The 26,600-nt window shown below is 69.4% G+C and carries 23 protein-coding genes; 16 read left to right on the top strand and 7 right to left on the bottom strand.

What is annotated here, in order from left to right:
- Window positions 1-108: 108 nt before the first annotated feature.
- Genes dnaK through ACFVM3_RS03020 form a run of 4 tightly spaced genes read left to right on the top strand, consistent with a single transcriptional unit; the run spans window position 109 to window position 4,402 of the window.
- Window positions 109-1,980 (top strand): molecular chaperone DnaK, encoded by a 1,872-nt coding sequence (gene dnaK / locus ACFVM3_RS03035; RefSeq protein ID WP_378435021.1) that lies wholly within the window; start codon window positions 109-111, stop codon window positions 1,978-1,980.
- Window positions 1,977-2,759, top strand: coding sequence for a nucleotide exchange factor GrpE (grpE, locus tag ACFVM3_RS03030; protein WP_378435019.1), 783 nt, complete (start codon window positions 1,977-1,979; stop codon window positions 2,757-2,759). The genes dnaK and grpE overlap by 4 nt, the downstream gene beginning before the upstream one ends.
- Before the next feature lie 33 nt (window positions 2,760-2,792).
- A complete protein-coding gene (gene dnaJ, locus ACFVM3_RS03025; RefSeq protein WP_378435017.1) occupies window positions 2,793-3,968 on the top strand; it encodes a molecular chaperone DnaJ in 1,176 nt (391 codons plus the stop codon).
- Between the two features lie 5 nt (window positions 3,969-3,973).
- A complete protein-coding gene (locus ACFVM3_RS03020; protein WP_034312642.1) occupies window positions 3,974-4,402 on the top strand; it encodes a heat shock protein transcriptional repressor HspR in 429 nt (142 codons plus the stop codon).
- Window positions 4,403-4,555: 153 nt separating this feature from the next.
- Here the strand turns inward: ACFVM3_RS03020 and ACFVM3_RS03015 are convergent, their stop codons facing one another.
- The 4 genes from ACFVM3_RS03015 to ACFVM3_RS03000 form a co-directional block, all read right to left on the bottom strand.
- Window positions 4,556-5,152: a DUF305 domain-containing protein gene (locus tag ACFVM3_RS03015; RefSeq protein ID WP_378435016.1), complete on the bottom strand. Its 597-nt coding sequence runs from the start codon at window positions 5,150-5,152 to the stop codon at window positions 4,556-4,558.
- Window positions 5,149-5,901, bottom strand: coding sequence for a lytic polysaccharide monooxygenase (locus ACFVM3_RS03010; RefSeq protein WP_378435014.1), 753 nt, complete (start codon window positions 5,899-5,901; stop codon window positions 5,149-5,151). The genes ACFVM3_RS03015 and ACFVM3_RS03010 overlap by 4 nt, the downstream gene beginning before the upstream one ends.
- Before the next feature lie 159 nt (window positions 5,902-6,060).
- Window positions 6,061-7,161, bottom strand: a complete 1,101-nt coding sequence (locus tag ACFVM3_RS03005; RefSeq protein ID WP_378435356.1) for a globin domain-containing protein — start codon at window positions 7,159-7,161, stop codon at window positions 6,061-6,063.
- A gap of 381 nt (window positions 7,162-7,542) precedes the next feature.
- Complete coding sequence (locus ACFVM3_RS03000) at window positions 7,543-8,748, bottom strand: globin domain-containing protein (RefSeq protein ID WP_378435012.1); 1,206 nt, start codon at window positions 8,746-8,748, stop codon at window positions 7,543-7,545.
- Between the two features lie 270 nt (window positions 8,749-9,018).
- Here ACFVM3_RS03000 and ACFVM3_RS02995 point away from each other — a divergent pair, with 270 nt between their 5' ends.
- From ACFVM3_RS02995 to ACFVM3_RS02980, 4 genes are all read left to right on the top strand, one after another.
- A complete protein-coding gene (locus ACFVM3_RS02995; protein WP_378435011.1) occupies window positions 9,019-9,483 on the top strand; it encodes a MarR family winged helix-turn-helix transcriptional regulator in 465 nt (154 codons plus the stop codon).
- Between the two features lie 75 nt (window positions 9,484-9,558).
- Window positions 9,559-10,743: an MFS transporter gene (locus tag ACFVM3_RS02990; RefSeq protein WP_378435009.1), complete on the top strand. Its 1,185-nt coding sequence runs from the start codon at window positions 9,559-9,561 to the stop codon at window positions 10,741-10,743.
- A gap of 89 nt (window positions 10,744-10,832) precedes the next feature.
- Window positions 10,833-13,430 carry an ATP-dependent chaperone ClpB gene (gene clpB, locus ACFVM3_RS02985; protein WP_378435007.1) on the top strand — a complete coding sequence of 866 codons (2,598 nt, stop codon included), beginning with the start codon at window positions 10,833-10,835 and terminating at the stop codon, window positions 13,428-13,430.
- Between the two features lie 393 nt (window positions 13,431-13,823).
- A complete protein-coding gene (locus tag ACFVM3_RS02980) occupies window positions 13,824-14,534 on the top strand; it encodes a hypothetical protein (RefSeq protein WP_125797721.1) in 711 nt (236 codons plus the stop codon).
- Here the strand turns inward: ACFVM3_RS02980 and ACFVM3_RS02975 are convergent.
- A complete protein-coding gene (locus ACFVM3_RS02975) occupies window positions 14,531-15,664 on the bottom strand; it encodes a hypothetical protein (RefSeq protein ID WP_378435005.1) in 1,134 nt (377 codons plus the stop codon). The genes ACFVM3_RS02980 and ACFVM3_RS02975 overlap by 4 nt on opposite strands.
- 120 nt (window positions 15,665-15,784) lie before the next feature.
- Between ACFVM3_RS02975 and ACFVM3_RS02970 the strand changes: the two genes are divergently transcribed.
- Window positions 15,785-16,552, top strand: coding sequence for an SDR family NAD(P)-dependent oxidoreductase (locus tag ACFVM3_RS02970; RefSeq protein ID WP_378435003.1), 768 nt, complete (start codon window positions 15,785-15,787; stop codon window positions 16,550-16,552).
- 367 nt (window positions 16,553-16,919) lie between these two features.
- On the opposite strand, the gene ACFVM3_RS02965 is transcribed toward ACFVM3_RS02970, so the two are convergent.
- Window positions 16,920-17,600 (bottom strand): MgtC/SapB family protein, encoded by a 681-nt coding sequence (locus ACFVM3_RS02965; protein ID WP_378435001.1) that lies wholly within the window; start codon window positions 17,598-17,600, stop codon window positions 16,920-16,922.
- A gap of 60 nt (window positions 17,601-17,660) precedes the next feature.
- Here ACFVM3_RS02965 and ACFVM3_RS02960 point away from each other — a divergent pair, with 60 nt between their 5' ends.
- From ACFVM3_RS02960 to ACFVM3_RS02935, 6 genes are all read left to right on the top strand, one after another.
- Window positions 17,661-18,143: a PepSY domain-containing protein gene (locus ACFVM3_RS02960; RefSeq protein WP_378434999.1), complete on the top strand. Its 483-nt coding sequence runs from the start codon at window positions 17,661-17,663 to the stop codon at window positions 18,141-18,143.
- Window positions 18,144-18,214: 71 nt separating this feature from the next.
- Window positions 18,215-18,973: an ABC transporter ATP-binding protein gene (locus ACFVM3_RS02955; RefSeq protein WP_378434997.1), complete on the top strand. Its 759-nt coding sequence runs from the start codon at window positions 18,215-18,217 to the stop codon at window positions 18,971-18,973.
- Complete coding sequence (locus ACFVM3_RS02950; RefSeq protein ID WP_378434995.1) at window positions 18,973-21,507, top strand: FtsX-like permease family protein; 2,535 nt, start codon at window positions 18,973-18,975, stop codon at window positions 21,505-21,507. Before ACFVM3_RS02955 ends, ACFVM3_RS02950 begins: the two co-directional genes overlap by 1 nt.
- A 46-nt stretch (window positions 21,508-21,553) precedes the next feature.
- On the top strand, window positions 21,554-22,117 hold the full coding sequence (pyrE, locus tag ACFVM3_RS02945) for an orotate phosphoribosyltransferase (protein WP_016338130.1): 564 nt from the start codon (window positions 21,554-21,556) through the stop codon (window positions 22,115-22,117).
- A 118-nt stretch (window positions 22,118-22,235) separates the two neighbouring features.
- Entirely contained in the window at window positions 22,236-22,628 is a 393-nt protein-coding gene (locus ACFVM3_RS02940; protein WP_016338129.1) for a DUF2784 domain-containing protein, read from the top strand.
- Window positions 22,629-22,642: 14 nt separating this feature from the next.
- Window positions 22,643-23,296 (top strand): TrmH family RNA methyltransferase, encoded by a 654-nt coding sequence (locus ACFVM3_RS02935; RefSeq protein ID WP_378434993.1) that lies wholly within the window; start codon window positions 22,643-22,645, stop codon window positions 23,294-23,296.
- A 7-nt stretch (window positions 23,297-23,303) separates the two neighbouring features.
- Here ACFVM3_RS02935 and ACFVM3_RS02930 read toward each other — a convergent pair whose 3' ends face one another.
- Window positions 23,304-25,439: a molybdopterin-dependent oxidoreductase gene (locus ACFVM3_RS02930; protein ID WP_378434991.1), complete on the bottom strand. Its 2,136-nt coding sequence runs from the start codon at window positions 25,437-25,439 to the stop codon at window positions 23,304-23,306.
- 73 nt (window positions 25,440-25,512) lie between these two features.
- Between ACFVM3_RS02930 and ACFVM3_RS02925 the strand changes: the two genes are divergently transcribed.
- Window positions 25,513-26,529 (top strand): glycoside hydrolase family 76 protein, encoded by a 1,017-nt coding sequence (locus ACFVM3_RS02925; protein ID WP_378434989.1) that lies wholly within the window; start codon window positions 25,513-25,515, stop codon window positions 26,527-26,529.
- Window positions 26,530-26,600 lie beyond the last annotated feature (71 nt).

Below are 26,600 nucleotides of genomic sequence, written 5' to 3'. Positions count from 1 at the left end.
ACTCAAGTCCGGCTTGACGGAAGCCCCACCATCCCGATACAACTTGCGTTGAGCCCACTCAAGGTGGGCCGATACGTGCAGGTCACGAACTAGCAGGAGGATCACACCATGGCGCGAGCGGTCGGCATCGACCTCGGCACGACCAACTCGGTCGTCGCTGTCCTTGAGGGCGGCGAGCCGACGGTCATCGCCAACTCGGAAGGTTCCCGCACCACCCCGTCCATCGTCGCCTTCGCCAAGAACGGCGAAGTGCTGACCGGCCAGCCGGCGAAGAACCAGGCCGTGACGAACGTCGACCGGACCATCCGGTCGGTCAAGCGGCACATCGGTACCGACTGGAAGACCGAGATCGACGGCAAGGCCTACACCTCGCAGGAGATCAGCGCCCGCGTGCTGATGAAGCTCAAGCGCGACGCCGAGGCGTACCTGGGCGAGACCATCACCGACGCGGTCATCACCGTCCCCGCCTACTTCGAGGACGCGCAGCGGCAGGCCACCAAGGAGGCCGGGCAGATCGCCGGCCTGAACGTGCTCCGCATCGTCAACGAGCCCACCGCGGCGGCGCTGGCGTACGGCCTCGACAAGGGCGAGAAGGAACAGACCATCCTGGTCTTCGACCTCGGTGGCGGTACGTTCGACGTCTCGCTGCTGGAGATCGGCGAGGGTGTCGTCGAGGTCCGCGCGACCTCCGGTGACAACCACCTCGGCGGTGACGACTGGGACGAGCGCATCGTCACCTGGCTGGTCGACAAGTTCAAGTCGTCCAACGGCATCGACCTCACCAAGGACAAGATGGCGCTCCAGCGCATCCGTGAGGCCGCCGAGAAGGCGAAGATCGAGCTGTCCAGCTCGAACTCGGCCAGCATCAACCTGCCGTACATCACGGTGGACGCGGACAAGAACCCGCTGTTCCTCGACGAGCAGCTCTCCCGCGCCGAGTTCCAGAAGATCACCTCGGACCTGCTCGAGCGCACCCGCAAGCCGTTCAACAACGTCATCCGTGACGCGGGTGTCGCGGTCGGCGACATCGACCACGTGGTGCTCGTGGGTGGTTCCACCCGCATGCCCGCCGTGTCCGAGCTGGTCAAGGAGCTGACCGGCGGCCGCGAGCCGAACAAGGGCGTGAACCCGGACGAGGTCGTCGCCGTCGGCGCGGCGCTGCAGGCCGGTGTGCTCAAGGGTGAGGTCAAGGACGTCCTCCTGCTCGACGTGACCCCGCTTTCGCTGGGTATCGAGACCAAGGGCGGCGTGTTCACCAAGCTCATCGAGCGCAACACCACGATCCCGACCAAGCGTTCGGAGATCTTCTCCACCGCGGACGACAACCAGCCCTCGGTGCAGATCCAGGTGTTCCAGGGTGAGCGCGAGATCGCGGCGCACAACAAGAAGCTCGGCATGTTCGAGCTGACCGGTCTCCCGCCCGCCCCGCGTGGCGTGCCGCAGATCGAGGTCACCTTCGACATCGACGCCAACGGCATCGTGCACGTCCTCGCGAAGGACCTCGGCACGAACAAGGAGCAGTCGATGACGATCACCGGTGGCTCCGCGCTGCCGAAGGATGACATCGAGCGCATGGTCAAGGACGCCGAGGCCCACGCCGAGGAGGACAAGCAGCGCCGCGAGGAGGCGGAGACCCGCAACCAGGCGGAGACGCTGGTCTACCAGACCGAGAAGTTCGTCAAGGACAACGAGGACAAGCTGCCCGACGAGCTCAAGGGCAAGGTCAAGACCGCGATCGACGAGGCCAACGAGGCGCTCAAGGGCACCGACTCGGCGAAGATCCGCGAGTCCATCGAGAAGCTGAACACCGCTTCGCAGGAGCTGGGCACCGCGCTCTACGCGAACGCCACCCCTGGCGCCGAAGGTGCCGCCGGTGAGGGCGCCGCCGGTGCGGCCGGCGCGGGTGCCGGTTCGCAGGCCAAGGCGGACGACGTCGTCGACGCCGAGATCGTCGAAGAGGACGAGAAGGACAAGAAGTGACCGGACGCTACGACGAAACCGAGGGCCGGGGCCCGGACGAACCGGTGGTCGTGCGGGACCGTAGGCGGATCGACCCGCTGACCGGTGAGGTCCGATCGGCCGCCCCGGCGACCGAGCCCAAGGACGGCCCGAAGCACGCCGCTCCGGCCGAGGACACCGTGGCCCCGGCGGAGTCCGCCGCGCAGACCGAGCCGGAGCCCGCGGCCCACGCGGGCCCCGGCCTCGGGGAGTCCATTGTGGACGACTCGGTGTCGGTGGCCACCGGACTGGAGAAGGAGCTGGCGGAACGCACCGCCGACCTCCAGCGGCTCCAGGCCGAGTACGCCAACTACCGCAAGCGCGTGGATCGCGACCGCGAGCAGGTCGTCGTCGGCGCGAAGGCGTCGGTCGTCAACGACCTGCTCCCGCTGCTCGACGACCTCGAGCGCGCGGAGCAGCACGGCGATCTGACCGGTGCCTTCAAGGCGGTCGGCGAGAAGCTGGTCGGGAGCCTGCAGCGGTCGGGCCTCGAGTCGTTCGGCGCCGAGGGCGAGCCCTTCGACCCGAGCGTCCACGAGGCCGTGCAGCACAGCACGTCGCCGGACGTCAGCGAGCCGACGGTCACCATGGTCATGCGCCGTGGTTACCGCTTCGGCGAGCGCGTGCTGCGCCCGGCGATGGTCGGCGTCACCGACCACGAGCCCGGCGCCGCTCCGGCGGCGCAGGACGCGCCGGTGGACCCGCCCGTGGGTGGCGAACTGCCGCTCAAGGGCGAACTTTTCGATGAGAACGACCGCTGATCGGCGATACGGCGTGAAAGGAGGAGACGTTCGGTGAGTGCACGGGAATGGATCGGTAAGGACTTCTACCGTGAGCTGGGCGTCTCCTCCGACGCCACCGCGGACGAGATCAAGAAGGCCTATCGCAAGCTGGCCAAGGAGAACCACCCCGACGCCAACGCGGGCAACGCGGAGGCCGAGAAGAAGTTCAAGGCGGTCTCCGAGGCGTACGGCGTTCTTTCCGACACGTCCAAGCGCAAGGAGTACGACGAGGCTCGCCGCCTCTTCGGCTCCGGCGGTCCCGGCGGCTTCGGCTTCCCGGGGGCCGGCGGTGGCGGCGGCGGTTTCGACGTCGGCGACATCTTCGGCCAGGCGGGTCAGCAGCAGGGCGGTTTCGGCGGCCTCGGCGACATCCTCGGCGGTCTCTTCGGCCGCCGCGGCGGCGCGGCCGGTGCCACGGCGAACCGGCCGCAGCGCGGCTCGGACGTGGAGACCGACGTCCGGATCGACTTCGCCGAGGCGGTCAAGGGCGCGACCCTGCCGCTGCGGCTGTCGAGCCCGGCGACCTGTTCCACCTGCGGCGGCAACGGCGCGAAACCGGGGACCTCCCCGCGGACGTGTGCGACCTGCCAGGGCAGCGGGCTGGTCAGCCGGAGCCAGGGCGCGTTCGCGTTCTCGGAGCCGTGCCGTGACTGCCGCGGCCGCGGCACGATCATCGACGACCCCTGCCCGGAATGCGCCGGCGAGGGCATCAGTACCCGCACCCGCACGCTGACCGTGCGGATCCCGCCGGGCGTCGCCGACGACCAGCGGATCCGGCTGGCGGGCCAGGGCGAACCGGGCCGTGGCGGCGCGCAGCCGGGCGACCTGTACGTCCGCGTGCACGTCGCTCCGCACGCCGTGTTCGGGCGCAAGGACCTCGACCTGACGATCACCGTGCCGGTGTCCTTCACGGAACTGGCCCTCGGCGGCACGATCACCGTGCCGACGCTCGAGGGCAAGGTCTCGCTGAAGGTGCCGCAAGGCACGGCGAGCGGTCGCGTCCTTCGGGTGCGCGGCAAGGGAATCGCGAAACGCGACGGCTCGCAGGGCGATCTGCTGGTCACCCTGCAGGCGGCCATCCCGGCCAAACTGGACGACAAGGCCCGTGAAGCGCTGGAGGCCTACGCGGAGGCCATGGCCGATCACGATCCGCGACCGGAGATCACCGAACTTCTCGAAGGCAGGTGAGCACGATGTTCGGCGGGCTGCCGCACGGTGCGGACGAGGACACCCCGGTGTTCGTCATTTCGGTGGCGGCGCAGCTTTCCGGCCTGCACGCGCAGACCCTGCGGTCCTACGACCGCCAGGGTCTCGTGTCGCCGGGCCGGACGTCCGGCGGTGGACGGCGTTACTCGATGCGGGACATCGCGTTGCTGCGCGAAGTGCAGCGACTGTCCCAAGAGGACGGTGTCAACCTCGCGGGCATCAAGCGGATCATCGAGCTGGAGAACCAGGTCGACGCGCTCCGCGCGCGGATCGCCGAACTGACCGAAGAGCTCACCGCGGCGTACGTCGCCGCCGAACAGACGGCCGCGGCCGTGCACGCCTCCTACCGCAAGGATCTCGTCCCGCTGCGGCAGCAGACGGCGCTCGTGGTCTGGAAGCCCAAAAAACGCACGTAGTCTCGCGTGCTCGAACACGTCATTCACGTGCTTGAGCACGGAACTCGCGTGATTGAGGCCGTAACTCACGAGTTACGGCCTCAATCACGCTTGTGACGCCTTCAAACACGCGAGTTACGGCTTCGAGCACACGCATTCAGCGGACTGAATGCGTTATTGGCCGGGCACCAGGGTCCGGATCTGCTGGACCTCGCCGGTGCGCGAGTCCATGATCCGCTGGGCCAGCGCCTTCGCCTCCGGGTTCTTGCCGTCCTTCAGCTCGGTCCTCGCCAGCGCGACCCCGTTGTGCTGGTGCGCGACGAAGATGTCGGCGAAGTCGAGGCTGAACTCCGCACCATCCTTTTTGGACAGTGCTTCGAGCAGTCCCTTGTCGGTCAGCCCGTCGCCACCGTGATGGTGGTGCGCGTGCGGATCCGCCGAGCCCGTCTCGGGTTTGCCCCAGGACCTCAGCCAGTTCCGCATGTCGGAGGTCTCGGTCTGCTGCGTCGCCTCGATGGCGGCCGCGAGATTCGTCAGCTCCTGCTTCTGCCCCTGCTTGGCCTTCACCAGTTTGACGATCTCCACGCCCTGGTCGTTGTGGGCGATCATCATCTGCAGGAACATCACGTCGGCGTCGTTGTACACCGCGGACGCGCCCGCCGACTGGGGAACCGGGGAGATCGGGGCGCCGGCGTTCGGGGGTGAGCCGTCGCCGGACCCGCAGCCCGCGAGGGCCACGAGACCGGCGACGAGAACGAGGGCCAGCTTCACTGGCGCGTCCACAGGGCGGGGGTGTTCGGCGGTTCCCAGCCTTGGATCGCCGTATGCGCCATCTGGCACCGGTACGTGACGCCGCCGTAGGTCACCGTGTTGCCGACCGAGTAGGACGTCCCGGCCGCCCAGGTGCCGCCGGTGGGCGGGTTGGTGGTGCTGGTCGGCGGGTTCGACGTCGTGGGCGGGTTGCTCGTGGTCGGCGGGTTGCTGGTCGTGGGCGGGTTGCCGCCGCCGATCTGCAGGTCGATGCAGCTGTAGAACGCCATCGGCGTATCCGCGATGTTCCAGATGGCGAGCACCTTCTGACGGCCGCTGAAGCCGTTCAGGCTCACCGTGTGCGACGTCGGGTCCTTCGGCGCGGAGTTGTTCCCGCTGATGTCGGCGATCTTGGTGCCGCCGATGTAGTACTCGTAGTTCGTGGTCCGGTGGTAGGCGGTGAACTTCCAGTTGAAGGTCACGCTGTTGCCGACGGACGCTGCGGGCCACGGCTTCGATTCGTCGTTGAGCTCGGCGAAACCGGGAACGCCGCCGTTGCAGCTGCGGAGCCCCTTGGGGCCTTCGACACTCTGCGGTTCGTAGACGATGGCACCGCAGCCGGACACCTTGCCTTGGGCGCAGTTCGCCTGGCGGCTGGGCGGGGACAGCACGTAGCCATGGGCGCTGGCCACCTGCGGGACGGCGACGATGGCGATCGGGGCGAGGATCGCACCGGCGGCGGCTGCCACGAGCTTGCGTTTGACGGTCATGCCGGCTCCTGGGGATGGAACGACGGTGTTCCCGCGAGGGGGAGCAATGTGGTCTAGACCATAAATCCGCCGGTGATCCCGGTCAATGATTCACTGACCTACTGCTGCGTCGAGCCCAGGTGGAACAGCCGATCGGCCTAATACGAAGGACGCATCGGCTCAGTCCAGCGTGAACGGGTCGTACTTGATCCGCGCCAGGTCAGTGCCCGCCGCGAGCAGTTTCGCGATCGTCGCCCGGATCATCGACGGCGACCCGGCGACGTACACGTCGCGCTCCTTCCAGTCGCCGCGCTGGGTGACGGCCGTGGCCAGCGTGCCGCGGTCGCCGCCGGCGATGGTGCCTTCCTCGGTCACCGGGGTCACCGTCAGCCAAGGGCAGGTGACGGTCAGCCCGCGGAGCTCGTCGAGGGCGTAGAGGTCTTCGGGGCGGCGGCCGCCGAAGAACAGGTGCACCGGCGGGTTGTTCTTCCAGCGCGACAGGTCGTCGAGCAGGGCGAGGAGCGGCGCGACGCCGGTACCGCCACCGATCATCAGCAGCGGACGGCTTTCCGTGTGGTGCACCGAAAGCGCGCCGAGTGACGGGCCGAGCCGCCAGACGTCGCCGGGCCGCGTGTGGTGGACGATCGCGCGCGAGACCCAGCCGCCGCGCACGGCGTGCACGTGGAACTCCATCGTCCCGTCGTCGCGCGGCGCGGTGGCAGGCGAGAAGTACCGCCACATCCGCGGCCGCTGCGGGACTTCGACGCTGACGTAGCCGCCCGCCCGGTACGGGAGCGGCTGATCGGTGCGCACCTTGATCACGGCGACGTCGCGGGTGGCGAGCCGGTGTTCGACGACGGTCGCCTTCCACCACGCCGGCCCGATCTCCTTGCCCGCGGCCTCACGCATGTTCTTCGAAATGACGCCGTACGCGGTGACCCAGGCGTCTTCCAGTTCCGGTGTCCAGTCCTCCTTCAGGAACCTTTTCAACGCGGCGATCAGCGCGACGCCGACGGCGTCGTAATGGCGGCCGAGGACGTCGAACTTCCGATGGTCCCTGCCAAGCTGCCCGAGGAACGTGGCCAGTTCGTCGGGCCGGTCCACCATCTGGACGACGTAGACGAGCGCGCGCAGCAAACGATTTCGCTGCGTGGCCATGTTGATCGGGAACAACGCCCTGGCGTCCGGCGAAACGGAGAAGAGCACACCGTAGAAGTACTGTGACAGCTCTTCGGCCTTCGTTTCGACGGCGGCGAAACTCTTCCTGATGAGCTTGGCCATCTCGACGGTCTTGTCCGCCGACGGTGTTTCGATCAAGGGCGGAACGGGAACCGGTGAAGATCTCGACGGACTCGGTGGATGCTTGTACTTCACTGTTTCGGCAGTCATGGGTGAACGATTTTCTCCAGTTGGATCGGGCATATTCTCCAGACCCGATGTCATCGTGCTCGTGTTCCCCCCGAAGGTTCCCGACTGTATGCCCGAACGTCGTGAAAGGATCCATGAATGGTTGTTTCCCGCTCGAACGGAGCAAACGATATACGCGCCGTCAGCACCGTCTGGCACTAAGTAAAGGAAAGCGTGATCCGCCGATCGGGTGGGTTTTTCTCCGTGATTACCAGATCACGTAACGCGGCTGACCACCATTGTGGAATCGAATTGCTAGTCGATGGTGAAGGGGTCGTACGCGATCTGGTCCAGCGCGCTGCCCGCGACCAGCATCCGGGACACCGTCGCACGGATCATCGCGGGCGAACCGGCGACGAGGATCCGGTGGCCCGGCCAGGATCCTTGCTGTGTAACGGCTTCCGCGAGCGTGCCCTGCACGCAGCCGGGGGCCTCTTCACCGCGCTCGACCACCGGCGTCACGGTGAGCCACGGGTTCGTGGCCGCGAGGGCGCGCAACTCGTCGAGGTCGTAAAGGTCCTCACGCGACGGTCCGCCGTAGAACAGCTGGACCTTCGGGTTCTCGCCCCACTGCGCGAGGTCGTCCAGGATGGCGCGCAGCGGCGCGATACCGGTACCACCGGCGATCATCAGGACGCCGCGGCCGTCGCTCCGGTCGACGGACAGCCTGCCGAGCGGCGGTCCCAGCCGCCAGACGTCGCCGGGCTGCGTGTGGCTGACGATGGCGCGCGACACCCAGCCGCCGTCGACGGCGCGCACGTGGAACTCGATGCCGCCGTCCTCGCGCGGCGCGTTCGCCGGCGACAGGTAGCGCCAGAGTCGTGGCCGCTGCGGTACTTCGACGCTCATGTACTGACCGGGCTGGTACGGCACCGGGAATTCGGGCTGGACGCGGACCAGGGCGAGATCCCAGGTCAGCCGCCGGTGTTCGAGCACGGTGGCCGACCACGACGCCGGGTTGACGTCGGCCGCGGCCGCCTCCTGCATCGCGCGGGCGACGATGGTGAACGCCTCCGCCCAGGCCCGCTCAACCTCCGGTGTCCAGTCCGGGCCGAGGTGGTTCTTCAGCGAGGCGAGCAGCGCGGTGCCGACGGCCTCGTAATGCCGCGGGATGACGCCGAACTTGCGGTGGTCGCGGCCGAGCTGGGTCAGGAACGGCACGAGGTCGTCGGGCCGGTCGACCATCTGCACGATGTGGACCAGCGCGCGGACCAGCCTCCCGCGCTGGACCTCCATGTTGATCGGGAAGAAGTCACGGGTCGCCGGCGCGAGGGTGAACAGCATCCCGTAGAAGAACTGGGAGATCTCCGGGATGAAGGGTTCCGACTTCGCCCAGGTGTCCCGGATGAGCCGCACCATCGCGGTGACCGCGGGCGGGGCTTCGCGCGGCGCCGAGGACCGCGGGAGCGGGCTGACCGCGTCGGCCGTCACGGGCTGGGAGTCGCTGATCGGGTAGCGCATGCCGGAAGACGGTTCCCCAGGTTCACGAACGCGGGTCCACTGGAGAAGAATTCACGGATCATTCACCTCTCCGGTCAGTGGCTGTCGGGCCGGTCGGCTGGTTCCGGCTCGCTCGCGAGACTAGCTGCCGAGAGGCCTTTTGCCCGCATCGTTGCTCCGGACGGGTGTACTCGAAACCGGTCGGCAGTGGGGGATCTCACGAGGTAAATAGTTGTCTTACGCAAGTGTCGCCGAATAAAGTTGTACTGTACAAGTAGCCAGGAGGCACCGATGAGCTCCGCCGACGACGCCAGGGTCGAACTGATGCGTGAGTTGAAGGCCGCCTCCCAGTTGCAGCACGCCTGGATAATGCAGGCCTGGCAGGACGACCCCGGCCTGCACCCGGCGGCCGCGATGCTGCTGTCGGATCTGGCGAAGCACGGCGAGGCGCGCCCTTCGGAATTGGCCAAACGACGCTTTGTGGACCTTTCGGTCATAAGTCGTCAAATCTCCCAGCTGTCCGCGGCGGGCATGGTGGACCGTCGTCCAGCGCCCGAGGACGGCCGCGCGTCGATCATCAGCATCTCCGAGCGCGGGCGGGCGGAACTGGGCCGCAGGCGGGCCGGGTATCTGGAGTTCATGGAGCGCGCGCTCGGTGACTGGGACGACGAAAAGGTCCTCGAGCTGACCACGCGGCTCGCGGAGATGAACGCGGACGTCCGAGCGGCCCTTTCCGTCCGCGCGTGCGACGTTTGACGGCGGCCGTTCCTACCCGCCGGTCTTGACTGAACGGACCTTTCGTAGCGCCGTGACGCCGGTAGCGTCGTATCAGTGCGTAACCGGGTCGCATTGCTGGTCGCCTTGGGAATCGACAACTTCGGCTCGGGGCTTTTCCTCCCGCTCGGGCTGGTCTTCGTCATCCGTGTGGTGGGTTTGCCGCTCGCCCAGGCGGGGGGTGCGGTCACTCTCGGTGCGTTCGCCGGTCTGCTCGTCCCGGCGCTCGCCGGCCGCCTTGTCGACCTGATCGGCCCGCGGACGGTGATGATCTGCTCTCACGTTCTTCAGGCCGCCGGGGCGAGCGCTTTCCTGCTGGCCGACGGATTCGCCGGCGTCGTCTGCGCGTCCGTCATGCTCGCGGCCGGGCAGCAGCTGTTCTACAGCTCGCAGTTCTCGCTCATCGCCGACGTCGCGGGCGAAGGGCCCAAGGATCGGCCGTTCGCCGAAGCCGCGATGGTCCGCTCCGCGGGCTTCGGGCTGGGCGGGCTCGCGGCGGCGGGGCTGCTGGTGTGGATCGGCCGCGAAGGCCTGTACGTCGCCGTCATGGTCGACGTCGCGACCTTCGTCGTCGCCGCGGCGATCCTGTCGACTCTGGTCACCCCAGCCCCGCGGCACCCGCGGCGCTGCTCGGGGCCCGCGCGGGTCTGGCGGAACCGCCCCTACCTGGCGCTCATCGTCTTCAGCGGGCTGTTCGCGCTCACGATGGACTTCTTCCTCATCGGGATGCCGGTGTACGTCTTCAACACCTTGCACGGCCCGCGGTGGCTTCCCGGCGCGATCATCGCGTTGCTCACCGTCGTCACCAGTCTGGGTGGAGTCGTCGGCTTGCGGCTCACCCGGAAGCTGACCCGGATCGCCGCCATGCGCGCGGGCTCGGCGCTGTTCGCGGTGTGGTGCCTGGCGTGCCTCGTGGTGGTGTTCGTGCCGAAGGTCTTCCAGCCGGTTTACCTGCTCGGCGCGACCCTCGTGCTGGCCGCGGGCGATCTCGCGTTCGGCCCGCGATCCGGTGCGCTGGCCGAAGCCGCGGCGCCGCCGGAGGCGCGGGGCCGGTATCTGGCGGCCTTCCAGTACGCGTTCACGCTCGCGGCGGTGATCGCTCCGGCCGTCGTGGCGCTGTTCTCCGTGGCAGTCTGGATCCCGTGGGTGCTCGTGGCCGCGTGCGCCTGTGCGGCGGTCGTCGGCCTCGGGCGGGTGGGGCCGCGTCTGCCCGCGGAGGCCGTCTCCCCGACCAGGAGCTGAAAGTTTTCAGAGTTGAGCGGAACAGACTCAACTTTGCTGACGTTGTACCTGTCGACAAGAACTTCGCAGGACCTAGTACGAGGTGAGGGATGGACGCTTTCAACCCGACCACGAAGACCCAGCAGGCGATCTCGTCGGCGGCGCAGGCGGCCACGATGGCGGGGAACCCGCACGTGGCGGCCGCGCACCTGCTCGGCGCCCTGCTGGCGCAGGGTGAGGGGCTCACCGCACCGCTGCTGACCGCGGTCGGGGCCGATCCGGCGCAGGTGCACAAGGAGCTGGAGCCGCTGATCGCGGCGCTGCCGTCGGCGACCGGTGCCACCGTGTCGAGCCCGCAGTTCGACGCGCACGCGGTCAAGGCGCTGACGCACGCGCAGAAGCTCGCGACCGAACTCGGCGACGAGTACGTCTCGACCGAGCACCTCCTCGTCGGCCTCGCCACCGAAGGCGGGCCGGTGGCCGAGCTGCTCAAGCGGCACGGCGCCACCCCGGACGCGCTGCGCGAGGCGTTCGCCAAGGTGCGCGGCTCCGCGCGGATCACCAGCGCGGACCCGGAAAGCACGTTCAAGGCGCTGGAGAAGTACGGCGTCGACCTGACCGAACGCGCCCGCGCCGGCGAGCTGGACCCGGTGATCGGCCGCGACACCGAGATCCGCCGCGTGGTGCAGGTGCTCTCGCGCCGCACCAAGAACAACCCGGTGCTGATCGGTGAACCCGGCGTCGGCAAGACGGCCATCGTCGAAGGGCTCGCCCAGCGCATCGTCGCCGGTGACGTGCCGGAGTCGCTGCGCGGCAAGCGCGTGGTGGCGCTGGACCTCGGCTCGATGGTCGCGGGCGCCAAGTTCCGCGGTGAGTTCGAAGAGCGGCTGAAGGCCGTGCTCAAGGAGATCACCGACTCCGCGGGCGAGGTCGTCACCTTCATCGACGAGCTGCACACCATCGTCGGCGCCGGCGCGACCGGCGAGGGCGCGATGGACGCGGGCAACATGATCAAGCCGATGCTCGCCCGCGGTGAGCTGCGGATGGTCGGCGCGACCACGCTCGACGAGTACCGCCAGCACATCGAGAAGGACGCCGCGCTGGAGCGGCGCTTCCAGCAGGTGCTGGTCGGCGAACCGTCCACTGAGGACACCATCGGCATTCTGCGCGGGCTCAAGGAGCGGTACGAGGTGCACCACGGTGTGCGCATCACCGACGCCGCGCTGGTCGCCGCCGCGACCCTGTCCGACCGCTACATCACCGCCCGGTTCCTGCCGGACAAGGCGATCGACCTGGTCGACGAGGCCGCGTCGAAGCTCCGCATGGAGATCGACTCGCGGCCCGTCGAGATCGACGAGGTCGAACGCGCCGTGCGGCGGATGGAGATCGAGGAGATGGCGCTGTCCAAAGAGGACGACGCCCCCTCCAAGGAACGGCTCGCCGCGCTGCGCTCGGAACTGGCCGAGAAGCGGGAGACGCTGACCGCGCTGACCGCGCGCTGGCAGAACGAGAAGGGCTCGATCGAACGCGTCCGCGAACTCAAGGAGCAGCTGGAGCAGCTGCGCGGCGAGTCCGAACGCGCCGAACGCGACGGCGACCTCGGCAAGGCCGCCGAGCTCCGCTACGGCCGGATTCCCGCGCTGGAGAAGGAATTCGAGGCCGCGACCGCGGCCAGTGAGGTCAGCCAGCAGAACGTCATGCTCAAGGAAGAGGTCAGCGCGGACGACGTCGCCGACGTGGTCAGCGCGTGGACCGGTATCCCGGCCGGGCGGCTGCTGGAGGGCGAGACGGGCAAGCTGCTCCGGATGGAGGAGGAGCTCGGCAAGCGGGTCGTCGGGCAGAAGGAGGCCGTGCAGGTCGTCTCGGACGCGGTGCGCCGCACCAGGGCGGGCGTCGCCGACCCCGACCGGCCGACCGGTTCGTTCCTGTTCCTCGGCCCGACCGGTGTCGGCAAGACCGAGCTGGCGAAGGCCCTCGCCGAATTCCTGTTCGACGACGAGCGCGCGATGCTGCGGATCGACATGAGCGAGTACGCCGAGAAGCATTCGGTGGCGCGCCTGGTCGGGGCGCCTCCGGGCTACGTCGGCTACGACCAGGGCGGCCAGCTGACCGAGTCGGTGCGCAGGCGGCCGTATTCGGTCGTGCTGCTCGACGAGGTCGAGAAGGCGCACCCGGACGTGTTCGACGTGCTCCTGCAGGTGCTCGACGACGGACGCCTCACCGACGGCCAGGGCCGCACGGTGGACTTCCGCAACACGATCCTGGTGCTGACGTCGAACCTCGGCTCGCAGGCCATCGCCGACCCGTCGCTCGACGAGCGTCAGCGCACCGACGCGGTGATGTCGGTGGTGCAGCGGCAGTTCAAACCGGAGTTCCTGAACCGGCTGGACGACATCGTGGTCTTCCACGCGCTGGGCACCGACGAGCTGACGTCCATTGTGGACATCCAGATCGAGCGGCTCGCCACGCGGCTGTCGCGCCGCCGCTTGACGCTGGAGGTCACCGACGGGGCCCGCGAGTGGCTCGCGCTGAACGGCTTCGACCCGATCTACGGCGCGCGGCCGCTGCGGCGGCTGGTGCAGTCGGCGATCGGCGACAAGCTGGCGAAACAGCTGCTGGCCGGTGAGATCCGGGACGGCGACACGGTGCGGGTGGACATCCCGGCCCAGGAGGCGTCGGAGGCGCTGACGGTCACCCGGGTGGACTGACGCCTCGTGGGCGGGCCCGGAATCACCAGGCCCGGGGCGCGTCGCCCAGCAGGACCCCGCAGTACATGAAGGCCCCCTTCCTTGCGCCAGGCGCAAAGAAGGGGGCCTTCATGTACTCGGGTGAGCAAGAACGGATGGACGACACACCGCGGTCAGGTTTCCAGCCGCGAGTCGTCCGCCCGATCACGCGTGTCGTCCATCCCCGCACGCGTGTCGTCCGTCCAGTCACGCGTGCGGGGAGGAACGGACCGTTGCCAGCGTTGGCGACACGGCGATTTGTCGACCTTTCGCCGCGTCTTTCGTGGTCTTTCCAGGGCGCGGCACCGAAAGGGGTGGCGCGACACGGCGCCCGGCGGTCACATCCGGTGAGGGCAGGGGGATACCCTGACCGGCGTGGGTATTCCGGCGTGGATCTGGTTCGTCATCGCCGCCGTCGCCTTGGTGGCGGGGCTGGCGCTGCTCGCGGCCGACCGGGCGAAGGAGGGCTCGCGCAATCGCGAGCGCATGCGCTGGGCCGAGCTGCGCGGCTGGCAGTTCGTCGAAGAGGACGAACGGTTGCCGAGGCAGTGGTCCAACGGCGCGATCGGGTACTTCGGTGCCCAGCTGGCGGTCAACGTCGTCGCCGGGTCCACCTTCACCTCCGACGGGCGGCGTCCCGTCTTCATCTTCGACATCGAGACCGAGGGTCAGATCCCGGCGGTCGTGGTCGCCGTACGGTGCAACCGCGTGCACGAGGTGCCGCTGGAGATGTGGCTGTCCAGCGTGCCGTTCCAGCGCCAGGACATGCCCGAGATGCTCGGCCCGATCGGCCAGCGCTACGCCTTCGCGGACGACTCGGAGGGCGCCCGCAAGGTGATCACACAAGACCTCGTCGACGCGGCGGACTCGCTCGGCGGCGACGTCGGCGTGGCGTGGCTGGAAAACGAGTGGGTGCTGGCGAGCGTCGCCCCGAACGCCGGGCCGTCGCGCCTCGAGCGGCTGCTGCGCGACCTCGGCGAGATCGCCGACATCGTGGACCCGTTCGACGAGGAGTACGACAACGCCTCGACCCCTGGCCGTCACTGGCAGGCCGAGGCCGCCGATGACATCGAGCCGCAGGGTTAGGCCGGTTCGAGCTCAAGTGGGAGCGCCCCGGCGATGAAGCCGGTGTGCGACGGCTGACCGAGCAGGGTCAGATCGAGCGTCCCGGACTGCGTCACACGCCCTGCCTGTGCGGGATCGGTGGACGGCAGGACCCCGCGCACGGACGACGTCGAGGTGCCGCGGACGGACGCGACCTCCCCGATGCCGAGGTCGCCACTGATCGTGTGCGAACCGGATCCGGTGAACCCGGCGCCGGGCTGCGCCAGATTCACCTCCTGGCCGGTGGTGACCAGCCCGGTCGACGGGCCGATGGTGCCGCCGAGCACGTGCTCCTGGCCGTAACCCGCGCCCGAGCCGGCGTCGAGTGGCAGGACGCCGCTGAACCGGCCGTTGCCGTGCTGCCCCGAGGTCGCCCCGATGGCGGCGAGGTCACCGACGTCGACCGCGTGCCCGGACGACCGCCCGCCCTCCAGCACGCCGCCGAGGTCGCCGGAGAAACCGCCGTCGAGCCGGAGGGTCCTGTCAAGGGTTCCGCCGGCCTGCTGGTCCGTCTCGTTGATGACGCCGACCCCGGGCAGCGGGCGGACGGCGTGATAGGTCCCCTCGGCGGCGCGGAGCCCGCGGCTGTCCTCGGAGACGAAGGTGGGGGCGCCGGTGCGCGGGTCGAGCGCGACCTCGGTCAGCCGTTCGCCGGTCCGTTCGAGTTCGGTCTCGTTCCCGGCGACGACGCTGCCGTGGCCATCGACCTTCACCGCTTCCCGCTGGCCCTGCTTGACGGCCTCGGACGTCTTCGCCGCGGCGAGCGCGCCGACCTTGTCCGGACGGGCCGTGACCCCGTCGCGGGTCTCGACGGTCTCGCTCACCGAGCGACGGACGTCCACGATGGCCTTCGCGTCGCCGACGTCCTTGCTGAAGACGTTCCGTTCGGTGTTGGTCAAGAAGCCGCGAAAGACGGTCGTGTCGTCTTCGCTGGTGAAGGCGGCTCCGCGATCGAGGCTGCCTTCGCGCTGGTGATCGAGTGGGAGCGGGATCGACGGGCCGGTCTGGGTGGCGAGCGCGGTGGCCGGACCGGCGAGCAACAGCGCCAGCGGCGCCGCGCCGACCGCGACTTTGGGCAGGTAGCTCGGCTTGCGCCTGCTGTGCTTCCCCATGGGGGCGGACGATACTTCCCGACTCCGGCCGTTGCACGTCAAATCCCCACCGTGGGTGACCCCCACGCCTGCCCCAGCCGAGCGTGTCCCCGGAACCCGACCGAGGAGTAGGTTCCCGATATGACACAGACCGCCCTGATCACCGGCGCCACCGCCGGCATCGGCGCGCAGTTCGCGCGCAGGCTCGCCGCCGAGGGGTACGACCTCGTGCTCGTCGCCCGCGATGTCGACCGGTTGGAGAACTTCGCCGCGGAGCTGGTCGAGGCGCACGGCGTCGACGTCGTGGTCCTGTCCGCCGATCTGTCCGAAGTGGACGGACGGGCACTGGTCGAGGAACGCCTGGCCGAAGCGCCGGTGGAGCTCCTGGTGAACAACGCGGGCTTCGGGCTCAACGGCGATTTCTGGACCATCCCGCCGGACGCGCTGCAGCGTCAGCTGGACGTCAACGTCACCGCCGTCCTGCGGCTGACCCGCGCGGCGCTGCCGGGGATGATCGACCGCGGCGAGGGCGCGATCATCAACGTCAGCTCCGTCGCGGGCTTCTTCAGCGGCCGCGGTTCGACGTACACGGCCAGCAAGAACTGGGTCACCTCGTTCACCGAAGGCATCGCCGCCTCGCTGCCGGAGAACATCCGCATGATGGCGCTCTGCCCCGGGTTCACCACCACGGAGTTCCACGAGCGGGCCGGACTGGACAAGCCCGGCCCGAAGGCCTTCTGGCTCGGCGTCGAGCAGGTCGTGGACGAGGCGCTCGCGGATCTGCGCCGCGGCAAGGTGATCTCGGTGCCGAGCCTGCAGTACAAGGTGCTCGTCGCGGTCGGCGGGCTGCTGCCGAGGGCGGTGCTGCGGAAGCTCGGCGGCGGGTTCGGCGGCAAGGGCCGCACTTAGAAAGCGGACGTTGCGAAAGCCACTTTCGCAACGTTGAAGGTTGCGAAAGTGGCTTTCGCAACCTGCCACCTTTGCCCTATCACTCCCGACCTCCACGTGAAACCGCATATATAGGCATCAAGTGGGCATCAAGCCGGGTGCTGTCTGTCCTTTGTGGACATCCGCCAGCGAAGAAGTCCTTTATCGCAGAGGCTCGGACACGACAGCGCCTAGGGCGTGTCCTGCAAGTCATGTTCGCCCGCGCGGTGACCGTGTGGATTTCTGGTCATCCAACGCACCAAAATCCAGACGGTCCTCCAGCGACACCAAAGGTCCCCCGCTGTCTTTTCGCAGGTCAGCACGCCAGGCGATACTTACCGGCCACGGCCTAGTCGTAGTCGGCGGTTTCGATCGACCGCACGCCGTCGGCCCCGGCGAGCACGGTGGGGGCGGCGGTGGCATCGGGACCGGTGAGGTCGAGCGTCACCGTCACCTCGCCGTCGCGGTCGTCGGCGATCCGCAGGGACGTGATCGACCATCGGTGGCTCGTGCACAGCGTCAGCAGGTCGCGCAGGACGCCTTGTCCGTCCACGTAACTCACGCGAAGCCTGGTCGTGCCGGTGCCGCCGGGCAGATGCGCGCTCAGCCAGGTGAAACCGAGGACCACCACGAAATGCAGGGCCGTCACCACGACCGCCAGCACCAGCAGGCCGGCACCCGCCGCCATGCCGATGGCCGCGGTCTCCCAGACGGCGGCGGCCGTGGTGAGCCCGCGGATCGCGCCCTGCCTGGTGATGATCAGCCCGGCGCCGAGGAAGCCGACACCGGAGACGATCTGTGCCGCGATCCGGGACGGGTCGAGCACGACCTGCCCGGTCGCGAGGATATCGCCGAAACCGTACTTACTGACCAAAAGGATCAGTGCGGACGCCGTGCCCACGATGGTCTGGGTCCGCAGTCCGGCGCTCTTGCCCCTGAGCTGCCGTTCCAGCCCGATCGCCGCCGACAGCGCGAACGCCGTCGTCAGCTCACCGATCTGGAGCCAGCCCTGTCCGTTCGAGACCATCACCCCACAGTGCCATCGGCCGGACGACGGTTCGAGCCCCTGCCGGGCGGGTACGCGCGGATCATGAAGTCAACACTTCTTGTCATCGCGGTGGCGTTGACGCTGGCCGCCTGTTCCACCGAACAGGCGCCCGCCCCGGCGGCACCGGGACCGATCGAAGCCCAGCCGGTGAAGGCGATCCAGACGGCGGCAGGCGCTTTGCCCGACGGGCGGGTGTTCGACGTGGAGCCCGCCAACGACGGGTGGGAGATCAAGGTCGCGTCACACGGGCAGGAACACAAGGTGCGCGTGAGCCCGGACGGCGGCCAGGTCCTCGGCAAGCAGCAGACCGCCAAGCCGAGCGACGACCTGGCGAAGGTCGAGCAGGCGGGTGTCGACGCGGTGAAGGCACTCCAGTCCGCGCAGCAACGCCAGCCGGGTGCGCTCGACGAGATGGAGGTCGACTACGCCGCCGACGGCACCCTCGTCTGGGAGGTCGGGCTCCGCGACGGCAAGGGCGTCGAGCACGACGTCGACGTCGATGCCAGGACCGGTGCGGTGCGGTAGGGCCCGCCCTACCCAGGAGACGCACGCTTGCCCCAGGGTGCTTCCGACCTGGGATTCCTAGTGTTTTCCCCATGAACACTGGGTGGAACGGTGACGCGGTCCGGCTCGACGGCGTCCGCAAGGAATACGGCAAGGGCGTCGTCGCTCTGGACGGGGTGACGCTGGCGTTCCCGCGCGGTGGGTTCACCGCGGTGATGGGTCCTTCGGGCTCGGGTAAAAGCACCTTCCTGCATTGCGCGGCCGGGCTGGACCGGCCGACGTCGGGGTCCGTCGTGCTCGATGGTCAGGAGCTGGCCGGGATGAGCGAGACGAAGCTGACGAAGCTGCGCCGCGACCGGGTCGGCTTCATCTTCCAGGCCTTCAACCTGCTTCCGGCGCTGACCGTCGAGCAGAACGTCACGCTCCCGCAGCAGCTCGCAGGCGCCAAGCCGGACCGTCGTGTCGTCGAGGAGATGCTCGCCCGCGTAGGGCTTTCCGGCCGCCGCAAGCACCTTCCCGGCGAACTGTCCGGCGGGCAGGCGCAGCGCGTCGCGATCGCGCGGGCGCTGGTCACCCGGCCCGCGGTGGTCTTCGCCGACGAGCCGACCGGCGCGCTCGACACCCGCACCGCCGCCGAAGTCCTCGCGCTGCTGCGCGATTCCGTCCGGACGACCGGCCAGACGGTGATCATGGTGACCCACGACCCGATGGCCGCCTCGTACGCCGACCGCGTCATCTTCCTGGCCGACGGCCGGATCGCGGACGAGCTGCACGCGCCGACCGCGGACGTCGTAGCCGAGCGCATGACCCACCTGGGTGCCTGGGGCGGCTCGGTCAGGGCGGGTGCGTGATGCTGCGACTCGCCTTCCGAACCTTGCGCCTGCGCAAGGGTGGCTTCATCGGCACCTTCATCGCCGTCTTCTTCGGCGCGCTGATCGTCGCCTCCTGCGGCGGCCTGATGGAGACCGGGATCCGCAGCAACGCGGAACCCCAGCGCCTCGCCGCCGCGCCGATCCTCGTCACCGGCGGCCAGACCTTCGCGCTGCCCAAGGAGGATCCGGCCTCCCTCGAAGCCGACGACAAGCGCAAGTTCGAGGACGCGCGGCTCCCCGAGCGCGTCCGGCTCGACAACGGGCTGGTCTCCCGGCTGCGTTCCGTTCCCGGCGTCTCGAACGTCGTCGGTGAAGTGAGCTTCCCGCTCGCGGCGGGCGGCGAGCCCGGCCTCGGCCACGCTTGGGACTCCGCCGTCCTGACCCCGTACGCGCTGGCCGCGGGTTCCCCGCCGGCGGTGGGCGAGGTGGTCGTCGAAGCCACGTCGGGAGCGAAGGCCGGTGACCTTGTCGAGGTCGCCGCGCGCGGCATGACCGAAACGTTCCGCGTCTCCGGCGTGGCAGGCGCGCCGCGTTCGATCACGCAGGCCGCCGTGTTCTTCTCCGCCGCCGACGCCGCCCGGCTCTCCGGGTACCCCGGCAAGGCCGACGTCATCGGCGTCTTCACCGATCCGGGTGCCGACGTCGAAGCGGTGCGGGCGAAGGTCGCCGAGGTCGCGACCGGGGCGAACGTCCTGACCGGCATCGACCGCGGTGTCGCGGAATTCCCCGAGGCCGATTCGAGCGGCTCCAACCTGATCGTCATCGCCGCGGTGTCCGGCGGGCTCTCGGTGATGGTCGCGATGTTCGTCGTCGCCAGCACACTGAGCCTGTCCACCCAGCAGCGTTCGCGCGAACTCGCGTTGATGCGGGCGATCGGCACGACCCCGCGCCAGCTCCGGCGCATGGTGCTCGGTGAAGCGCTGGCCGTCGGCCTGCTCGCCACCGCGCTCGCCGCGGTACTCGGCCCGTTCCTGGGCGAGTGGCTGTTCGGGCAGCTCGTCGAGAACGGTGTGGTGCCCGCGGTACTGCGGTTCTACCAGGGCTGGTTGCCCGCCGTCGTCGGCGCGGGCGCCGCGATGCTCGCGGTGTTCATCGCCGCCTTCTTCGCGGGCCGCCGCGCCGGGAAGATCCGGCCGACCGAGGCGCTTGCCGAAGCGGCGGTCACCCGTCGCTGGCTGACCCCGACGCGCGTCATCGTCGCCGCGCTCTGCTTCGGCGGCGGCACCGCGCTGGCCATCGTGACCGTCGCGGTGATGACCGGCCCGATCGCGGCCAGCACCGCCGGACCCGCGGTGATCCTCTGGGCGCTCGGCGTCGCGATGATCACCCCCGGCGTCGCGAAGGTGATGACGGCGATCCTGCAGTGGCCGATGCGCCTGCTCGGCGGCATCGACGCCCGGCTCGCCGTGCTCAACACCCGGGCGGGCATCGTCCGGGCGGCGGGCGCGGTCACCCCGATCATGCTCGCCGTCGGGATCGCGACCGCGAACATCTACCTCCAGACCACCCAGCAGGAGCTGGCGAACCAGGCCTTCACCGAAGACGTCCGCGCCGACGCCGTGATCGCCTCCGCGGCGGGCGGGCTGTCCCCGGACCTCGTCCAGCGGATCCAGGGTGTGCCCGGAGTCGCCGGCGCGTCCGAATACGTCACCAGCAGCGTGTTCCTCGAAAACCCGTACGACTCCTCCGACGAGGGACGCCCGGCGGTCGGCCTCACGGCCTCCGGCGCGGGCGCGACGACCGACACCAAGGTGGTCCAGGGCGACCTCGAAGCGCTGACCGGCATGACCGTCGCGCTCCCCGAGGTCTTCGCGAAGGACTTCGGCCGCGGTATCGGCGACACCGTGGGCCTGAGGCTCGGGGACGGCACGCCGGTCGACGTCAAGGTTGTCGCGGTGACCAGCCAGCGCCCCGGGTTCGAGAGCCTGCTGCTCCCGGCCGGTCTGCTGGCCCCGCACACCACCGCCGGGCTCGCCCCGCAGATGCTGGTCCGCGCCGCTCCGGACCTCGATCCGGCGGCGCTCACCGACCGGCTTCGCGAGGCGACCGCCGGGCTGCCGGTGTCCGTCGGCGACCGCGCGGCGCTCGTCGCGGCGCATGACAAGGACCAGGCCGTCGGCGCGTGGGTGAACTACCTGCTGGTCGGGATGATCATCGCGTACACGGTGATTTCGGTCGCGAACACGCTCGTGATGGCGACCGTGCGGCGGCGCCGCGAGTTCGGCCTCCAGCGGCTCACCGGCTCGACCAGGGCGCAGGTGCTGCGGATGGCCGGTTTCGAAGGCGGGCTCGTCGCGCTGGTCGGGATCGTGCTCGGCACCATCGTCGCGGCGGGCTCGATCGTCCCGTTCTGCCTGGTGGCGGCCGATTCCCTGCTGCCGATGGGCTCCCCGCTGATCTACCTGACCATCATCGGGCTCGCCGCGGCGCTCGCACTGGCGGCGACCCTGGTCCCGGCCTGGGCGGCGACCCGAGGCCAGCCCGTCGACGCGGCGACGGCCGGCAATGACTAGAGCTACCGTCGAAGGACCGGCCGGGCCGTGTGTAAGACTCTCGGCCGTGGCGTACCCCGGTGTTGATCAAGCGGCGAAACTCGAACTGGCGAGACTGGTCGGCGAACTCGCCGTCGTGCACGGCAAGGTGACCTTGTCCTCGGGCAAGGAAGCCGACTACTACATCGACCTCCGGCGGGCGACGCTGCATCACGCGGCCGCCCCGCTCATCGGGAAGCTGCTCCGCCAGCTCACGCACGACTGGGACTACGTCGCCGCCGGCGGCCTGACCCTCGGCGCGGACCCGGTGGCGCTGGCGATGCTGCACTCCGCGGCGACCGACGGTGTCGTGCTCGACGCGTTCGTCGTCCGGAAGGCCGTCAAGGAACACGGCATGCAGCGCCGGATCGAAGGCGTCGAGGTGCTGGGGCAGCGCGTGCTGGCCGTCGAGGACACCTCGACCACCGGCGGCAGCGTGCTCACCGCCGTCGAGGCGCTGCGCGAGGCCGGAGCGAACGTGGTCGGCGTCGCGACCGTCGTCGACAGGGACACCGGAGCGCGCGAGGCCATCGAGAAGGAAGGCCTCGAATACCGTTACATTCTGAACAAGGACGATCTCGGTCTGTCCTGACTAAAGCGTCCCCAAGGGGGCATCCTCCGTGTGCGAACGGAGGATGCCCTTTTTTCGTGAGCGTTTCTCAATCCGAGAGGGGTAACGTCCCTGGTAGGGGTGTGAAAGGGGGCTTGAGGTGGCGGGTTTCCTGGCGAACGTGACAGTCGCGGTGCATATTTTCGCGCTGTTGTTCATCGGATTCGGTGGTTTCCTCGCGTGGCGGTGGCCGAAGGTGATCTTCGTGCATGTGTTCTTCGCCGCATGGGGGGTCCTCGTCAACGTCTTCCCGTGGCCCTGCCCGCTGACGGCGGCGGAGAACTACTTCCGGCACCAGCAGGGGCTCGGCGACCTGCCCGGCGGCTTCAACGCCTACTACCTCTACGACACCGTGTTCCCGCGCTCGTCGCTGCCGGTCGTCGTCGTGATCGCGATGGCGACGGTGATCATCTCCTACATCGGCGCGTACCAGCGCTGGCGTCACCGCCACCACGACGGCGACGCACCGGCGCACCGCGTCAGCATGGGCTGAGTGACAATCCTCGGGTGAACTCGGATGAAGCCGGTCCCACCGAATGGGTGGCGAAGGAAGAGGTCGGCGTCGGTCCGTGGGAGGGCGAGTGGCCCTCGGACGAACGCTACGACCCCGAACTCCTGGCCAACGGCGACCGCCGCAACGTCGTCGACCCGTACCGCTACTGGCGGCGCGAGGCCATCGTGTCCGATGTGGACAGCCGACGGCACCCGTTCCACGTGGCGATCGAGAACTTCCAGCACGACCACAACATCGGCACCGTGGTCCGGACGGCGAACGCCTTCGCGGCCGCCGCGGTGCACATCGTCGGGCGGCGGCGCTGGAACCGGCGCGGCGCGATGGTGACCGACCGTTACCAGCACCTGCTCCACCATGAGGACGTCGACGGGCTGCTGACCTTCGCCGCCACGGAAGGGCTCGCCGTGGTCGCCGTCGACAACACTCCCGGATCGCAGCCCGTCGAGACCGCCGAGCTGCCGCGCGAGTGTGTCCTGCTGTTCGGCCAGGAAGGGCCGGGCCTGTCGGCCGAGGCGCAGAAGACGGCGGCGCTGGTCGTCTCGATCGCGCAGTTCGGCACGACCCGCTCGATCAACGCCGGTGTCGCCGCCGGGATCGTCATGCACGCCTGGGTCCGGCAGCACGCCGACCTGTCCCAAGCCTGGTGACCTGCGGCTAGACGGGAGCGACCTCGACGGGGATGCCGTTCAGCACGGCGTTCCCAGACGGGACGTCGAGCAGGGTCTCGTCGGCGACCAGGTTCGAGTTGACCCCGGGGTGCGCGGCAGCGACCCGCGCGCGCGTGCCGTCGAGGTCGTGGCCCCAGCCGTGCGGCATGCTCACCACGCCGGGCCGGACGTCGGCCGTGACCTCCACCGGCGCTTCGAGCTTCCCCGCCCGCGACGTCACCGCCGCGAGCCCGCCGTCGGTCAGCCCGAGGCGGGAAGCGTCGTCCGGGTGAACCTGGACGGTGCACCGGTTCCCGCCGCGGACCAGCGGCGCCAGGTTGTGCATCCACGAGTTGTTCGAGCTCAGGTGCCGCCGTCCGATCAGCAGCAGACCGCCGTCCGGCGCCTTGTCCAGCTCCGCGCGCAGGCGGAGGACGTCCTTCGTGATCGCGTCCGGCGCCAGCTCGACCTTCCCGCTCGCGGTGGCGAGCGCCTCCGCGAGCCGCGGTTTCAGCGCCCCGAGGTCGATACCGTGCGGGGCGGCTTCGAGGTCGGCCAGGCTCAGGTCGTACGGTCCGCCGCGCAGCATCAGGTCGATCATCCGCTCCGGTCCCGTGCGGCCTTCGGCGAGTGCCAGGTCGACGCCGGTGCGCCGCGCCGTCTCGCCCGCGACCATCGTGTCGAACGCGGCGACGTCGACGTCCGGGCCCTGGCCGGCGGCGATCCCCGCCAGCCGCAGCAGCGTCACCCACTCCTGCGGCATCTCGGTTTCGAGCGGCTGCGGCGTCCAGTTCGCGACGTTGCGGACGGCGAGCGCGTACAGCGCGACGTCGTAATGCGGCCGCTCCAGCGGCGACGGCCCGGGCAGGATGACGTCGGCGTGCCGCGTGGTCTCGTTGAGGTACACGTCCAGCGAGACCATGAAGTCCAGCTGCCGCAACGCTTCCGTGAGCCGTGCGGAGTTGGGTGTGCTCAGCGCCGGGTTGCCGCTGATGGTCACCAGCGCCCGCACCTGGCCTTCGCCGGGTGTCTCGATCTCGTCGGCGAGCGTGGCCACCGGCAGTTCGCCGAGCACCTCGGGATACCCGCGCACCCGGCTCGTCCAGCGGCCGCTGGTGAACGGCGAGGACCGGCGCGGCCGCCAGAGCGCGGGCAGCGGGAACATCACGCCGCCTTCGCGATCGAGGTTGCCGGTCAGCGTGTTGACGACGTCGACCAGCCAGCTCGCGACGGTGCCGAACGACTGCGTCGTCGTCCCCATCCGGCCGTACACCGCGGCGCGATCGGCGTCCGCGAGTTCGAGCGCGATGCGGCGGATCTCGGCGGCGTCGATCCCGGTCGCGGGCGCGACCGCCTCCGGGGTGAACGGCTCCGCGAGCACGCGGACCTCGTCGACACCGTCGACATGCTCTCCCGGAGTGACCCGGTTCTCCGCGAACAGGACGTTGACCAGCGCGAACAGGAACAACGCGTCGGTACCGGGCCGGATCGCGTGGTGCTCGTCGGCGAACTGCGCGGTCCGGGTGCGGCGCGGATCGACGACGACGATCTTCCCGCCGCGCTTCCGGATCCCGCGCAGCTTCCCTCGGGTATCCGGGGCGGTCATCAGGCTTCCGTTGGACACCAACGGGTTCGCGCCCAGGATGAGCAGGTGTTCGGTGCGGTCGAGGTCGGCGACGGGAATGGCCTGCGGGTCGCCGAAGAGATAGCCGGAGGAGAAGTGCTTCGGCATCTGGTCGACGGTTGTCGCGGTGTAGAAGTTCCTGGTGCCCAAGGCTTTGAAGAACACACGGCCGTAAAGCACCAGTGCCGCGTTGTGCACCGTCGGGTTGCCGGAGTAGACGGCGACGGCGTTCTTCCCGTGCTCGTCGATGATCGGCCGGAGCCGCCGGTCGACCTCGGCGAACGCCTCGTCCCAGGTGACCTCGACGAACTCGCCGTCGCGTTTCACCAGCGGCGCGGTGAGCCTGTCCGGGTCGTGGTGCAGCGCGCCGAGCGAGGCGCCCTTCGGGCAGATGTAGCCCTGCGAGAAGACATCCTCGCGGTCACCCTGTACGCGGGTGACCAGGCTCTTGTCGTCGATCGTCACCTCCAGCCCGCAGGTGGCTTCGCAGAGCGGGCAGGTCACATGCGCCGTGGTCATGAAGCACCTCGCGGGTTCGGGAGTCCTCCCAACATACTGAGCGGTATGTCAGCGGGCAAGGGATGATGGCGCGATGACTGCTCTCGCCGACCGGGCCGCGATCGCCGAGCGCGCGATCCGCGACCGGCATCTGCGCCGCGTGTGGGGGCTGCCCGGGACCGTGCTCGGCCGCAGCGGCTGGCCGCCGTCGGCGGGTCAGCGCGTCCATTGGCACTGGAACTACTGGTGGCAGGCGCATCTGCTGGACACCCTCGTCGACGCCCAGCTGCGGAACCCTTCACCGGATCGGCTGAAGCTGATCGATCGGTTCGTGGTGTCCGTGCGGCTGCGCAACTTCGGCAAGTGGATCAACGACTATTACGACGACATCGCCTGGCTCGGCCTCGCGCTGCAACGCGTCGGGCATCTCGGGCTGGACGTTCGCGGCGGGCTGGAGGCGATCAGTTCACGGCTGCGCGAAGGCTGGACCGACGACGCGGGCGGCGGGATCTGGTGGCGTGTCGGCGACGACTTCAAGAACGCGCCCGCGAACGGTCCGGCCGCGATCTTCCACGCCCGCGAAGGCGCCGCACAACCCGCTCGCGGGTTGACCGACTGGATGACCGAGCGGCTCGTCGACCCGGATTCCGGACTGGTGTGGGACGGCCTGCGGGTCGGCAGCGGTGAACTCGTCAAGCATATTTTTACCTACTGCCAAGGTGTTTACCTCGGCGCCTGCCTAGAACTGTCCGAAATGGGCAGAGTGGAGCGGACGATCCGCGCGGTCTCGGAACATGTCGCCCCGAACGGGGTGATCCGGGGGCAGGAAGGCGGTGACGGCGGTCTGTTCGGCGGGATCCTGGCGCGCTATCTCGCGCTCGCGGCACCGCTGCTGCCGAGCGGGATCGCGCGCGAGCTGGTCATCCGGTCGGCTGACGCCTGCTGGTCCGGTGCCACCGAGACGCCGCACGGGCCGCTCTTCAGCGCCGACTGGGCGACTCCGGCGCCTTCGCTGCCCCTCGCCGCCGACGCTCCCGAACGTGACCTGTCCGTTCAGGTGAGCGCGTGGATGCTCCTGGAGGCCGCCGCGACCCTCGACGCCCGCATTTAGAGGACTAAACGCGGGCAGGGGCAAAGGTGGCAGGTTGCGAAAGCCACTTTCGCAACGTTGAAGGTTGCGCT

This window comes from Amycolatopsis sp. NPDC057786, from assembly GCF_042797905.1.
Lineage (GTDB): Bacteria > Actinomycetota > Actinomycetes > Mycobacteriales > Pseudonocardiaceae > Amycolatopsis.
This window is presented reverse-complemented; position numbering and strand designations above follow the sequence as displayed.